A 13834-nucleotide genomic window follows, 5' to 3' on the forward strand; every position below is an offset into this window, starting at 1 on the left:
AATCCCGGCGTTTTTATGTGTGCCTGAAATTACAGGCTTTCAGTAAAGGTACGAGCAATAACGTCGCGCTGCTGTTCTGGCGTCAGAGAGTTAAAACGCACAGCATAACCGGAGACACGAATCGTCAGCTGTGGGTATTTTTCCGGGTGTTCAACGGCATCAAGCAGTGTTTCACGACGCAGCACGTTAACGTTCAGATGCTGGCCGCCTTCAACGCGCACTTCCGGTTTCACTTCCATCGGAATTTCACGGTATTCGATATCGCCGAGTTTGCTAACCGCAACCACTTCATCTTCTGCATAACCCGCTTTGGCACATACGCAACGAGCTTCGCCTTTGTCGTTATCGAGCAGCCAGAACGAATTCAGCAGGTTGTCATTGGCAGCTTTAGTAATCTGGATACCAGTAATCATGAATAGCCTCCCTTAGGCACATTATTTGATTAGCCGGAATCTTTCCGGCCAATTGGTAAAACCATTGTTGTCTGATTGTTTATATACCAGTCCGACATGCGGCATTCTTTGATTTAAATCAATAAAAACCATACAGTGAAAATGGATATTGAGGAATATACTTGTTTTATATCAAGTTACATCAGTCACACCGACTTAAAATTTTTGTAAATTTTAAAAATATTTTTAGGATTTTCGTTCACGGGCGACAGTGAATTTTGTTCCGGGGAAATAAGCAGTTAAGCTACGGGGAACGAACTTCGCAGGAGAGCGGGATGACCACTTCATTAACATGGCATGATGTGCTGGCAGAAGAAAAACAGCAGCCGTACTTTATTAATACCCTTAGCACGGTGGCGGCTGAACGCCAGTCCGGAATAACCATCTATCCGCCGCAGAAAGATGTGTTCAACGCCTTTCGTTTCACTGAGCTTGGCGATGTCAAAGTTGTGATCCTCGGCCAGGATCCCTACCACGGCCCGGGACAAGCTCACGGTTTGGCATTTTCTGTTCTTCCGGGCATTGCGCCTCCCCCTTCTCTGCTGAATATGTATAAAGAGCTGGAAGCCAGCATCCCGGGTTTTGTGCGCCCGCAACATGGTTATCTCGAAAGCTGGGCGCGTCAGGGCGTGCTGCTACTTAATACCGTACTCACCGTACGCGCCGGTCAGGCGCACTCGCACGCAAGCCTCGGCTGGGAAACCTTCACCGATAAAGTGATTAGCCTGATTAATGAGCACCGCGAAGGCGTGGTCTTTCTGCTTTGGGGTTCGCACGCACAGAAAAAAGGGGCGATTATCGACACAAAACGCCATCATGTTCTGAAAGCACCGCATCCGTCACCGCTCTCCGCGCACCGTGGATTTTTCGGCTGTAACCATTTTGTCCTGGCGAATCAATGGCTGGAAAAACAGGGCGAAACGCCAATCGACTGGATGCCGACACTCCCGGCAGAGAGTAAGTAAAAATCAGCCTCCAGAAAAGACGGCGTTAATTGCCCCCTGGAAGGACTTGAAAAAAGCCTCTGCCAGGCTTGTGAAATTGAAATCCAACAGCAATAAAGCAGAGCCCAAAAGGTGTTGATGACCATACCCACAGGGTGTGATTTTCAGCGAGTAGAATAAAAAAATGCCAGCATTACGCTGGCATTTTTTATTGCATATGGCGTTGCGCTATCAGGCTTTATTTTGACGCCACCACTCTGCCAGCAACACGCCGGTTGCGACAGACACGTTGAGGCTTTCAACGTTGCCGGTGCCTTCAATTGAGACGCTTAAATCTGAACGAGACAGCGTCACATCAGACAAACCATCACGCTCCTGACCCAGCACCAGCACCATCTTTTTCGGCAACTCCGCTTTAAACAGCGGCGTTCCGTTGTGGCTGGAAGTCGTCACCAGCGCGTAACCCGCCTGGCGGAACTCTTCCAGCGCATCGACAAAGCTATCGCCGGTGATCGGCTGAACGTGTTCCGCGCCGCCTTCTGCGGTACGGACAGCCGCGCCAGATTCAACCACTGCCGCATCCTGCAATACCACGCCTTTCACACCGAAATGTGCGCAGCTACGCATAATTGCGCCGAGGTTGTGCGGGTTGCCCACATCTTCCAGCGCCAGCACGCAATCTTCTTCTGCGGCATTCGCCACCCATTTCTGGACGCTAAGACCATTACGCTTTTTGATCAGGAAACATACGCCGCCATGGTGTTCCGTGCCGGAGGCTTTCGCCAGTTCGTCTTCATCAACCACGTGATACGCTTTACGGTTCGCGGCCATCCAGCGCAGAGCTTCTTTAAAACGCGGGGTCACGCTCTGCACAAACCAGGCGCGGACAATCGATTCAGGACGGCTGCTGAACAGTGCCTGGCAGGCATTTTCGCCGTAGACGCGCGTCTCTTCCGCGCGCTGACGGCGCAGCACTTCCGGATCGATAAAACTTTTACCGCTAATACCACCGTGATCCGGTTTTTCCGGCGTTTCGTCGCCCGGCGCACGGGAAACGGTACGCCACGGCGAATCACTCTGGCTACTGAAATTGTCTCGCTGCGGGCGGCTTCTGTCATCACGAGCAGGGCGGCCCCGGTCATCGCGAGCAGAACGACTTCTGTCGTCACGGCCAGCACGACCTTTATCATCGCGGGAGGTGCGACGGTCATCGCCACCGCGCGAAGACGTTCCGCTACGCGCTGGCCCTTTCCCGGTGCGCGGGTTATAGCCACGTTTATCGGAATCATCATCACTGCGGACATACATCACTTTGACCTTGCCGCTTTTATTCTTTAATTCATCGTTCATGCTTTTCTCCACCAGCGCTGCGCGAAGCGCGCAGATTACCTGATGTGCTGGCGCTTAGCCATTAATTCGTTCAAAAGTTATCGGCTATTGTACTCATTGAATAAAACGCGTTGTCGTTTAAAACCTTCTTATCAATAATATGTAACATTGAAGAAACATACCGGCGAAACGCCGCTTTGTACCATCGCTTCCCTGAGGTTAGTTATGAATACCGTATGTGCAAGCTGTCAGGCGCTGAACCGCATTCCTGAAGAAAGAATGAACGACGGCGCGAAATGTGGGCGCTGTGGACATGAGCTGTTCGATGGAGATGTAATCAATGCGACTGGCGAAACCCTGGATAAGCTGCTGAAAGATGACCTGCCTGTGGTTGTCGATTTCTGGGCGCCATGGTGCGGCCCGTGCCGCAACTTCGCGCCGATTTTCGAAGATGTCGCAGAAGAACGCAGCGGTAAAGTACGCTTTGTAAAAGTTAACACCGAAGCCGAGCGCGAGCTCAGTGCGCGTTTCCGCATTCGCAGTATTCCAACCATTATGCTGTTCAAAAATGGCGAAGTGGTGGACATGCTAAGTGGCGCGATGCCAAAAGCGCCGTTCGACAGCTGGCTTAACGAATCACTGTAATCCTTTCGGGGCGCATCTTGTGCCCCGTTTTCAGCTCTGCGACAATGACGTTTTTCTTGCGCGACCTTCATGACCAATAACGCTGTTCTCCAACTCCGTGCTGAGCGTCTTGCCCGCTCGACGCGCCCATTTCTGGCGCGTGGCAACCGTATTCGCCGCTGCCAGCGCTGCTTGCTGCCGCTGAAAAACTGTCTGTGTGATACCTTAAAACCGGCTTGCGCCAATAGCCGTTTTTGCCTGGTCATGTTCGACACCGAGCCAATGAAACCCAGCAACACCGGGCGTTTGATTGCCGATATCCTGCCCGATACGCAGGCTTTTCAGTGGTCGCGTACCGAACCACCGCAAGCACTTATTGATTTATGTACCAGTGACGAGTACCAACCGATGGTTGTCTTCCCGGCGTCTTACGCGGGCAGCGAACGTCAGGTGTTGAGCGCTCCCGCCGCCGGCAAACCGCCACTGTTTATTATGCTGGATGGCACCTGGACCGAAGCGCGTAAAATGTTTCGCAAAAGTCCCTATCTGGATGCATTACCGGTTATCTCCGTCGATCTGTCACGCGTGTCTGCCTATCGTTTAAGAGAAGCGCATGCAGACGATCAATACTGCACAGCGGAAGTGGCCATTGCCCTGTTGGATCTCGCTGGCGACAACACCGCAGCGCAAGCGCTCAGCGATCACTTCACCCTGTTCCGCGAGCGTTACCTGGCGGGGAAACCGCATCATCCATCCGCCATCACAGCAAACGCCGTAGAAAACGTTTAATATCATCGGGTCACTCTTTTGCGGAGGCCGGTATGAGCCAACGAGGGCTGGAAGCGTTATTACGTCCCCGATCGATTGCGGTGGTGGGTGCATCCATGAAGCCGGATCGCGCGGGTTTTTTAATGATGCGCAATTTACTGGCAGGCGGTTTCGCCGGTCCTGTCTTACCGGTAACGCCCGCCTATAAAGCAGTTCAGGGTGTTCTGGCGTGGCCGGATGTCGCCAGTCTGCCTTTCACGCCCGATCTTGCGGTGTTGTGTACCCACGCTAAACGTAATTTGACGCTGCTTGAGGCGCTCGGCCAAAAGGGGTGTAAAACCTGCATTATACTTTCCGCTCCGCCCGAGCAGCATGCCGATTTGCTGGCCTGCGCTGGCCGCTATCAGATGCGGTTGCTTGGCCCGAACAGCCTGGGCTTGCTCGCCCCCTGGCAAGGCCTTAACGCCAGTTTTTCGCCGGTGCCGATTACACGCGGCAAACTGGCGTTTATTTCCCAGTCTGCCGCCGTCTCCAATACCATCCTCGATTGGGCGCAGCAGCGGGAAATGGGGTTTTCTTATTTCATCGCACTCGGCGATAGCCTCGATATTGATGTTGATGAACTGCTCGATTTTCTGGCGCGCGACAGTAAAACCAGCGCTATCCTGCTCTATCTGGAACAGCTAAGTGACGCCCGTCGCTTTGTTTCCGCCGCACGTAGCGCATCACGTAATAAACCGATTCTGGTCATAAAAAGCGGTCGCAGCCCGGAAGCGCAGCGTCTGCTGCATTCCCATGCGGGGCTCGATCCGGCCTGGGATGCGGCAATTCAGCGCGCCGGTTTATTGCGGGTACAGGATACCCATGAACTTTTTTCCGCCGTCGAAACGCTCAGCCATATGCGCCCGTTGCGCGGCGAACGGTTGATGATCATCAGTAATGGCGCAGCCCCCGCCGCACTGGCACTGGACGAACTGTGGTCACGCAACGGTAAGCTGGCCACACTGAGTGAAGAGACGATAACACAGTTGCGCGCCGTGCTGCCGGAGTATGTGGAACCCGCTAACCCGCTGGACTTGCGCGATGACGCCAGCAGCGAGCGTTACATCGCCGCGTTGAATATTCTGCTCGACAGCCAGGATTACGATGCGCTGATGGTGATCCACGCGCCCAGCGCCGCAGCGCCCGGCAGCGAAAGCGCGGTGGCGTTAATTGACGCGCTGAAAAAACATCCACGCGGGAAATACGTCACCGTATTGACCAACTGGTGCGGTGAGTTTTCCTCGCAGGAAGCACGGCGTCTGTTCAGCGAAGCCGGGTTACCTACTTACCGGACGCCTGAAGGCACCATCACGGCCTTTATGCATATGGTGGAATATCGGCGAAACCAGAAACAGCTACGTGAAACGCCAGCGATCTCAGTGAGCCTGACAGCAGATACCGCCGCAGCACACAACCTTCTGCAACAGGCACTGGCCGATGGCGCATCAACGCTGGATACCCATGAAGTGCAGCCAATTTTGCGCGCCTGGGGGCTGCAAACGCTGCCGACCTGGATTGCCAGCGACAGTGCGGAAGCCGTGCATATTGCCGAACAGATTGGCTACCCGGTCGCGCTGAAATTACGCTCTCCAGATATCCCGCATAAATCGGAAGTCCAGGGGGTAATGCTTTATCTGCGTACCGCAAAAGAGGTGCAGCAGGCTGCTGATGCGATTATCGATCGCGTCAAAATGAACTGGCCGCAGGCGCGCATCCACGGTTTGCAAGTGCAGAGCATGGCGAACCGTGCTGGCGCACAGGAACTGCGTGTCGTGGTAGAACACGATCCGGTTTTTGGCCCGCTAATCATGTTAGGTGAAGGCGGCGTTGAGTGGCGGGCAGAGGATCAAGCCGCAGTGGCGCTTCCGCCACTGAACATGAATCTGGCGCGCTACCTGGTCATTCAGGCGATCAAAAGTAAAAAGATCCGCGGGCGCAGCGCATTACGCACGCTGGATATCGCTGGCCTGAGCCAGTTTTTAGTTCAGGTCTCAAATTTGATTGTCGATTGCCCGGAAATCGAACGGCTCGACATTCATCCTTTGCTGGCTTCCGGCAGCGAATTCACGGCGCTGGATGTCACAATGTCTATTGCGCCCAGCGCCGGGAACGGTGAGACGCGTCTTGCGATTCGCCCCTATCCGCAGCATCTGGAAGAACATGTTGAGATGAGAAATGGCGAACAGTGCTTGTTCCGCCCGATTCTTCCCGAGGACGAACCTCAGTTGCAGGCATTTATTGCCAGGGTGACAAAAGAAGATCTCTATTATCGCTACTTTAGCGAGATCAACGAATTTACCCACGATGATTTAGCGAATATGACGCAGATCGACTACGATCGGGAAATGGCCTTCGTGGCCGTGCGCAGCACCGATCAGGGCGAAGAGATTTTGGGCGTAACCCGCGCTATTTCCGATCCGGATAATATCGACGCTGAATTTGCCGTGCTGGTGCGATCCGATTTGAAAGGGCTCGGGCTCGGACGACGTTTACTTGAAAAGCTCATCAGTTATACCCGGGATCACGGACTTAAGTGCTTGAATGGTATTACTATGCCCAACAATCGCGGCATGGTGACACTGGCGCGTAAACTGGGATTCGATGTCGATATCCAACTGGAAGATGGCATAGTCGGTTTGTCGCTCCATCTGACACAGACAGAGTAATCCCGAGTAAGGTACTGGAAATGTTGACCACTTTAGCAGGCTCGGTGTTATTATTGCCCGCTTATGTCGTCTGCATGCAACAGAAGACCCTTCAATAAACAGAGAAGAAACGCACTGTGATGTTGTCAAAATTTAAGCGTAATAAACATCAACAACACCTTGCCCAATTACCCAAGATTTCTCAGTCAGCTGATGATATAGAGTTCTTCTATGCTCCTGCTGATTTCAGGGAGACGCTGCTTGCGAAGATAGCCACCGCAACGCGCCGGATCTATATCATTGCCCTGTATCTTGAGCAGGATGATGGCGGGAAAGGAATTCTGAACGCGCTGTATGAAGCAAAACGCCAGCGCCCGGAGCTGGATGTTCGCGTCCTCGTTGACTGGCATCGCGCTCAGCGCGGCCGTATTGGCGCAGCAGCGTCGAATACCAATGCGGACTGGTACTGCCGTCTGGCGCAGGAAAACCCTGGCGTTGTCGTTCCCGTTTACGGCGTGCCGGTTAATACCCGCGAAGCGCTAGGCGTGCTCCACTTCAAAGGCTTTATTATTGATGACTGCGTGCTGTATAGCGGCGCGAGCCTTAACGATGTTTACCTGCATCAGCACGATAAATACCGCTATGACCGTTATCAGTTGATCCGCAATCCGCAGATGGCAGACGTCATGCAAGGCTGGGTTGAGCAGAATCTGATTCAGGGTCGTGGCGTGAACCGCCTTGACGATCCGCTGCGTCCTAAAAGCCCGGAAATCAAAAATGATATCCGCCTGTTCCGCCAGGAATTGCGCGATGCATCGTACCATTTCCAGGGCGATGCAGATAACGAACAGCTGGCAGTGACTCCGCTGGTTGGTCTGGGTAAATCCAGCCTGTTGAATAAGACGATTTTCCATCTGATGCCGTGCGCAGAGCACAAGCTGACGATTTGTACGCCCTATTTCAACCTGCCTGCGGTACTGGTACGCAATATTATTCAATTGCTGCGCGAGGGGAAAAAAGTCGAAATCATCGTTGGCGATAAGACGGCCAATGACTTTTTCATTCCTGAAGATGAGCCGTTTAAGATTATTGGCGCGTTGCCTTATCTGTATGAGATAAACCTGCGTCGTTTCTTAAGCCGCCTGCAATATTATGTGAATACCGACCAGCTTGTCGTTCGCCTGTGGAAAGATGACGATAACAGTTACCACCTGAAAGGAATGTGGGTCGACGATGAGTGGATCCTGCTCACCGGGAACAACCTGAACCCGCGCGCCTGGCGTCTGGATCTGGAAAACGCGGTGCTCATCCACGATCCAAAACATGAGCTGGCCGCACAGCGTGATAAAGAGCTGGAGCTTATTCGCACGCACACCACAGTGGTTAATCATTACCGCGATTTGCAGAGCATTGCGGATTATCCGGTCAAAGTACGTAAGCTGATACGCCGCCTGCGCCGTATCCGCATTGATAAGCTGATTAGCCGCATTCTTTAACCTTAAGCCCCGTCCCTGCGATGGGGCTTTTTTTCAGGTCTTCCAATGAAATACACCTTGCTGGCAACAACACTGCTGCTGACAGGCTGTAGCCATATGGCGAACGATAGCTGGAGCGGGCGGGATAAAGCACAACATTTTCTTGGTTCGGCCATGCTTTCCGCAGCCGGGAATGAATACGCGCAACACCAGGGCATCAGCCGTGACCGAAGTGCGGTATACGGCCTGATGTTTTCTGTCAGCCTTGGCGCATCGAAAGAGTTATGGGATAGCCGCCCGGCAGGGAGCGGCTGGAGCTGGAAAGATTTCGCATGGGATGTTGCCGGTGCCACAACCAGTTTTGCCGTGTGGCAACTGGCAAGATAGACACTAAAGCCGGATGCCTTTCCCTTTACGATGCAGCATCAGGGAAACCAGAAATGCCAATGCGCCCATCACCGTAACATACCAGAAAAAGCTGCTTTCAAAACCGGCCGATTTGAGCGACAGCGCAACATACTCTGCCGAACCACCAAACAGCGCATTCGCCACGGCATAAGATAACCCGACACCAAGCGCACGAACCTGCGCCGGGAACATCTCGGCTTTCAGGATCCCACTGATTGAGGTGTAGAAACTGACAATCACTAATGCCAGCATGACCAGCGCGAACGCGGCATAAGGCGAAGTGACACTGTGCAATGCGCTGAGAATCGGGACAGTACAGAGCGTGGCAAGGCCGCCGAACAGCAACATTGAGGAACGGCGGCCTATCTTGTCCGACAGCGCGCCGATAACGGGTTGAATCAGCATAAAGACAAATAACGCAACTGTCATAATAACGCTGGCAACGTTGGCATGCATTCCGGCGGTATTTACCAGATATTTTTGCATATAGGTGGTAAAGGTGTAGAACGCCAGTGAGCCGCCAGCCGTAAAGCCAAGCACCATAATGAAAGCCTTGCGGTTACGCCACAGCCCTGTTAGCGATCCCGCTTCTTTCAGGGCCCGTACCTCCTGCCGTGAGGTTTCATCAAGTTGTCGGCGTAGCCACAGCGCAACAATAGCCAGTGCGGCACCGAGCGCAAACGGAATACGCCATCCCCAGGCACGTAAATCTTCGTCGCTCAGAACCTGCTGCAATACAACCACAACCAACAGAGCCAGCAATTGCCCGCCGATCAACGTGACATACTGAAATGATGCGTAAAATCCTTTACGCCCTTCCACTGCAACTTCGCTCATATAAGTCGCGCTTGTGCCATATTCCCCCCCCACTGATAGTCCCTGGAACAGGCGCGCCAGCAGTAATAATGCTGGTGCCCAGGTACCGATGGAGTCATAACCGGGCAGGCAGGCGATGACCAGCGATCCCAGGCACATCATACACACCGAGATGAGCATCGATGCCTTACGTCCGCGTCTGTCAGCGATACGGCCAAATAACCAGCCTCCGATCGGTCGCATCAGAAAGCCTGCAGCAAAAACGCCGGCGGTTTGTAATAACTGAGTTGTCGTGTTGCCTGCGGGGAAAAAGATGTGCGCGAAATAGAGGGAGCAAAAGGAGTAGACATAGAAATCAAACCACTCCACCAGGTTACCTGATGAAGCGCCAATGATCGCCCATACCCTGCGTCGGGTATCGCTACTGGTGAGCGAGTTTCGTGTTGTCACACTGCTTTCTGCCATTCTACTGATACTCCTGCTAAAGATTTTGGAGATATGAACCTTGTGAATATCCATATCCACTCAGCGCAAAGATCAAAATGTTACACATTTGTTATATCACAGGGGTGATTTGCATCACATTTCAACTTAGCAAGGTAAGCAATTCAGAATAGGGGCATGTGCGAACTTGAAAAAGCCCCGCGCTTTCGCATGAGGCTTTGTTTTGATCAGGAGTCACGCCTCTTGTGCGCTGGCTCCGGAGGCAGGCTGCTTTTTCCGTCACGCACCGAGGGACTGCTGAAAACCGGTGACCGGCAATCAGCATCGCAGGGCGTGAGTTCGCAGCGTAAAAACGCAAAAAGGCCATCCGTCAGGATGGCCTCTTCACTTGTTTGATGCCTGGCAGTTCCCTACTCTCGCATGGGGAAACCCCACACTACCATCGGCGCTACGGCGTTTCACTTCTGAGTTCGGCATGGGGTCAGGTGGGACCACCGCGCTACTGCCGCCCAGGCAAATTCTGTTGTCAGACCGTTCTCACGCCCTGACATAATCTGTATCTCGCTGAAAATCTTCTCTGTCTCTCACGCCAAAACATCTTCGGCGTTGTAAGGTTAAGCCTCACGGTTCATTAGTACCGGTTAGCTCAACGCATCGCTGCGCTTACACACCCGGCCTATCAACGTCGTCGTCTTCAACGTTCCTTCAGGAGACTTAAAGTCTCAGGGAGAACTCATCTCGGGGCAAGTTTCGTGCTTAGATGCTTTCAGCACTTATCTCTTCCGCATTTAGCTACCGGGCAGTGCCATTGGCATGACAACCCGAACACCAGTGATGCGTCCACTCCGGTCCTCTCGTACTAGGAGCAGCCCCCCTCAATTCTCCAGCGCCCACGGCAGATAGGGACCGAACTGTCTCACGACGTTCTAAACCCAGCTCGCGTACCACTTTAAATGGCGAACAGCCATACCCTTGGGACCTACTTCAGCCCCAGGATGTGATGAGCCGACATCGAGGTGCCAAACACCGCCGTCGATATGAACTCTTGGGCGGTATCAGCCTGTTATCCCCGGAGTACCTTTTATCCGTTGAGCGATGGCCCTTCCATTCAGAACCACCGGATCACTATGACCTGCTTTCGCACCTGCTCGCGCCGTCACGCTCGCAGTCAAGCCAGCTTATGCCATTGCACTAACCTCCTGATGTCCGACCAGGATTAGCTGACCTTCGTGCTCCTCCGTTACGCTTTAGGAGGAGACCGCCCCAGTCAAACTACCCACCAGACACTGTCCGCAACCCGGATTACGGGTCCACGTTAGAACACCAGCCATTAAAGGGTGGTATTTCAAGGGCGGCTCCACGCAGACTGGCGTCCACGCTTCAAAGCCTCCCACCTATCCTACACATCAAGGACCAGTGTTCAGTGTCAAGCTATAGTAAAGGTTCACGGGGTCTTTCCGTCTTGCCGCGGGTACACTGCATCTTCACAGCGAGTTCAATTTCACTGAGTCTCGGGTGGAGACAGCCTGGCCATCATTACGCCATTCGTGCAGGTCGGAACTTACCCGACAAGGAATTTCGCTACCTTAGGACCGTTATAGTTACGGCCGCCGTTTACCGGGGCTTCGATCAAGAGCTTCTCCTTACGGATGACCCCATCAATTAACCTTCCGGCACCGGGCAGGCGTCACACCGTATACGTCCACTTTCGTGTTTGCACAGTGCTGTGTTTTTAATAAACAGTTGCAGCCAGCTGGTATCTTCGACTGATTTCAGCTCCATCCGCAAGGGACTTCACCTACATATCAGCGTGCCTTCTCCCGAAGTTACGGCACCATTTTGCCTAGTTCCTTCACCCGAGTTCTCTCAAGCGCCTTGGTATTCTCTACCTGACCACCTGTGTCGGTTTGGGGTACGATTTCGTGTTACCTGGAGCTTAGAGGCTTTTCCTGGAAGCAGGGCATTTGTTACTTCAGCACCGTAGTGCCTCGTCATCACGCCTCAGTGTTAAAGTGCTCCGGATTTGCCTGGAGCACACACCTTCACGCTTAAACCGGGACAACCGTCGCCCGGCTAACATAGCCTTCTCCGTCCCCCCTTCGCAGTAACACCAAGTACAGGAATATTAACCTGTTTCCCATCGACTACGCCTTTCGGCCTCGCCTTAGGGGTCGACTCACCCTGCCCCGATTAACGTTGGACAGGAACCCTTGGTCTTCCGGCGAGCGGGCTTTTCACCCGCTTTATCGTTACTTATGTCAGCATTCGCACTTCTGATACCTCCAGCATGCCTCACAGCACACCTTCGCAGGCTTACAGAACGCTCCCCTACCCAACAACACATAGTGTCGCTGCCGCAGCTTCGGTGCATGGTTTAGCCCCGTTACATCTTCCGCGCAGGCCGACTCGACCAGTGAGCTATTACGCTTTCTTTAAATGATGGCTGCTTCTAAGCCAACATCCTGGCTGTCTGGGCCTTCCCACATCGTTTCCCACTTAACCATGACTTTGGGACCTTAGCTGGCGGTCTGGGTTGTTTCCCTCTTCACGACGGACGTTAGCACCCGCCGTGTGTCTCCCGTGATAACATTCTCCGGTATTCGTAGTTTGCATCGGGTTGGTAAGCCGGGATGGCCCCCTAGCCGAAACAGTGCTCTACCCCCGGAGATGAATTCACGAGGCGCTACCTAAATAGCTTTCGGGGAGAACCAGCTATCTCCCGGTTTGATTGGCCTTTCACCCCCAGCCACAAGTCATCCGCTAATTTTTCAACATTAGTCGGTTCGGTCCTCCAGTTAGTGTTACCCAACCTTCAACCTGCCCATGGCTAGATCACCGGGTTTCGGGTCTATACCCTGCAACTTAACGCCCAGTTAAGACTCGGTTTCCCTTCGGCTCCCCTATTCGGTTAACCTTGCTACAGAATATAAGTCGCTGACCCATTATACAAAAGGTACGCAGTCACACCCGAAGGTGCTCCCACTGCTTGTACGTACACGGTTTCAGGTTCTTTTTCACTCCCCTCGCCGGGGTTCTTTTCGCCTTTCCCTCACGGTACTGGTTCACTATCGGTCAGTCAGGAGTATTTAGCCTTGGAGGATGGTCCCCCCATATTCAGACAGGATACCACGTGTCCCGCCCTACTCATCGAGCTCACAGCCTGTGTGCTTTTGTGTACGGGGCTGTCACCCTGTATCGCGCGACTTTCCAGACGCTTCCACTAACACACAAGCTGATTCAGGCTCTGGGCTGCTCCCCGTTCGCTCGCCGCTACTGGGGGAATCTCGGTTGATTTCTTTTCCTCGGGGTACTTAGATGTTTCAGTTCCCCCGGTTCGCCTCATTAACCTATGGATTCAGTTAATGATAGTGTGACGAGTCACACTGGGTTTCCCCATTCGGACATCGCCGGTTATAACGGTTCATATCACCTTACCGGCGCTTTTCGCAGATTAGCACGTCCTTCATCGCCTCTGACTGCCAGGGCATCCACCGTGTACGCTTAGTCGCTTAACCTCACAACCCGAAGATGTTTCGTGAACATCCGCGTGTCGCGAAAATTTGAGAGACTCACAGAACAGTTCGCACTGTTCAGTGTTTCAATTTTCAGCTTGATCCAGATTTTTAAAGAGCAAATATCTCAAACATGACTCGTGAGTCAGTTTTGAGATACATCGGCAGGTGACTTTCACTCACAAACCAGCAAGTGGCGTCCCCTGGGAGGTTTGACCTCATCAGTTAACGCGTGGCGTCCCCTAGGGGATTCGAACCCCTGTTACCGCCGTGAAAGGGCGGTGTCCTGGGCCTCTAGACGAAGGGGACGTAAAGTCTCGCTCGCAAGACGCCTTGCTATTCACTTTTCATCAGACAATCTGTGTGGACACTGCA

General features: G+C 53.2%; 9 protein-coding genes, 1 tRNA gene and 2 rRNA genes. 6 read left to right on the forward strand and 6 right to left on the reverse strand.

Translation table 11 applies throughout. The annotated features are described in order from the left end of the window. Positions 1-29 precede the first annotated feature (29 nt). On the reverse strand, positions 30-413 hold the full coding sequence (gene grcA, locus H650_RS07840) for an autonomous glycyl radical cofactor GrcA (RefSeq protein ID WP_020454756.1): 384 nt from the start codon (positions 411-413) through the stop codon (positions 30-32). A 314-nt stretch (positions 414-727) separates the two neighbouring features. On the opposite strand from grcA, the gene ung reads away from it, so the two are divergent. Further along, positions 728-1417, forward strand: coding sequence for a uracil-DNA glycosylase (gene ung, locus H650_RS07845; protein ID WP_020454757.1), 690 nt, complete (start codon positions 728-730; stop codon positions 1415-1417). 210 nt (positions 1418-1627) lie between these two features. Here ung and H650_RS07850 read toward each other — a convergent pair whose 3' ends face one another. Beyond that, positions 1628-2746 (reverse strand): tRNA/rRNA methyltransferase, encoded by a 1119-nt coding sequence (locus H650_RS07850; protein ID WP_020454758.1) that lies wholly within the window; start codon positions 2744-2746, stop codon positions 1628-1630. A 204-nt stretch (positions 2747-2950) separates the two neighbouring features. Between H650_RS07850 and trxC the strand changes: the two genes are divergently transcribed. The 5 genes from trxC (at position 2951) to H650_RS07875 (ending at position 8666) form a co-directional block, all read left to right on the forward strand. Continuing rightward, on the forward strand, positions 2951-3370 hold the full coding sequence (gene trxC, locus H650_RS07855; protein WP_020454759.1) for a thioredoxin TrxC: 420 nt from the start codon (positions 2951-2953) through the stop codon (positions 3368-3370). A 69-nt stretch (positions 3371-3439) separates the two neighbouring features. Further along, positions 3440-4138, forward strand: coding sequence for a tRNA-uridine aminocarboxypropyltransferase (locus tag H650_RS07860; RefSeq protein WP_020454760.1), 699 nt, complete (start codon positions 3440-3442; stop codon positions 4136-4138). Between the two features lie 32 nt (positions 4139-4170). Further along, entirely contained in the window at positions 4171-6825 is a 2655-nt protein-coding gene (locus H650_RS07865) for a bifunctional acetate--CoA ligase family protein/GNAT family N-acetyltransferase (protein ID WP_020454761.1), read from the forward strand. Between the two features lie 119 nt (positions 6826-6944). Then, on the forward strand, positions 6945-8300 hold the full coding sequence (gene pssA / locus H650_RS07870; RefSeq protein WP_020454762.1) for a CDP-diacylglycerol--serine O-phosphatidyltransferase: 1356 nt from the start codon (positions 6945-6947) through the stop codon (positions 8298-8300). Between the two features lie 45 nt (positions 8301-8345). Then, complete coding sequence (locus tag H650_RS07875; protein ID WP_020454763.1) at positions 8346-8666, forward strand: YfiM family lipoprotein; 321 nt, start codon at positions 8346-8348, stop codon at positions 8664-8666. A 3-nt stretch (positions 8667-8669) separates the two neighbouring features. Here H650_RS07875 and H650_RS07880 read toward each other — a convergent pair whose 3' ends face one another. The 4 genes from H650_RS07880 to H650_RS07895 all read right to left on the reverse strand — a co-directional run bounded on the left by H650_RS07880 (position 8670) and on the right by H650_RS07895 (position 13768). Further along, positions 8670-9968: an MFS transporter gene (locus tag H650_RS07880; RefSeq protein WP_020454764.1), complete on the reverse strand. Its 1299-nt coding sequence runs from the start codon at positions 9966-9968 to the stop codon at positions 8670-8672. A 376-nt stretch (positions 9969-10344) separates the two neighbouring features. After that, positions 10345-10460: ribosomal RNA gene (gene rrf, locus H650_RS07885) — 5S ribosomal RNA — on the reverse strand. Between the two features lie 97 nt (positions 10461-10557). After that, a 23S ribosomal RNA gene (locus H650_RS07890) occupies positions 10558-13462 on the reverse strand. Positions 13463-13692: 230 nt separating this feature from the next. Beyond that, a tRNA-Glu gene (locus tag H650_RS07895) sits at positions 13693-13768 on the reverse strand. Between the last annotated feature and the right edge of the window lie 66 nt (positions 13769-13834).

The organism is Enterobacter sp. R4-368 (assembly GCF_000410515.1).
Lineage (GTDB): Bacteria > Pseudomonadota > Gammaproteobacteria > Enterobacterales > Enterobacteriaceae > Kosakonia.

Excerpts from the sequence above, each read along its gene's own strand:
- H650_RS07850 (WP_020454758.1), bottom strand. The coding sequence starts at position 2,746 with ATGAACGATGAATTAAAGAATAAAAGCGGCAAGGTCAAAGTGATGTAT.
- grcA (WP_020454756.1), bottom strand. The coding sequence starts at position 413 with ATGATTACTGGTATCCAGATTACTAAAGCTGCCAATGACAACCTGCTG.
- H650_RS07865 (WP_020454761.1), top strand. The coding sequence starts at position 4,171 with ATGAGCCAACGAGGGCTGGAAGCGTTATTACGTCCCCGATCGATTGCG.
- pssA (WP_020454762.1), top strand. The coding sequence starts at position 6,945 with ATGTTGTCAAAATTTAAGCGTAATAAACATCAACAACACCTTGCCCAA.
- trxC (WP_020454759.1), top strand. The coding sequence starts at position 2,951 with ATGAATACCGTATGTGCAAGCTGTCAGGCGCTGAACCGCATTCCTGAA.
- ung (WP_020454757.1), top strand. The coding sequence starts at position 728 with ATGACCACTTCATTAACATGGCATGATGTGCTGGCAGAAGAAAAACAG.
- H650_RS07875 (WP_020454763.1), top strand. The coding sequence starts at position 8,346 with ATGAAATACACCTTGCTGGCAACAACACTGCTGCTGACAGGCTGTAGC.
- H650_RS07880 (WP_020454764.1), bottom strand. The coding sequence starts at position 9,968 with ATGGCAGAAAGCAGTGTGACAACACGAAACTCGCTCACCAGTAGCGAT.
- H650_RS07860 (WP_020454760.1), top strand. The coding sequence starts at position 3,440 with ATGACCAATAACGCTGTTCTCCAACTCCGTGCTGAGCGTCTTGCCCGC.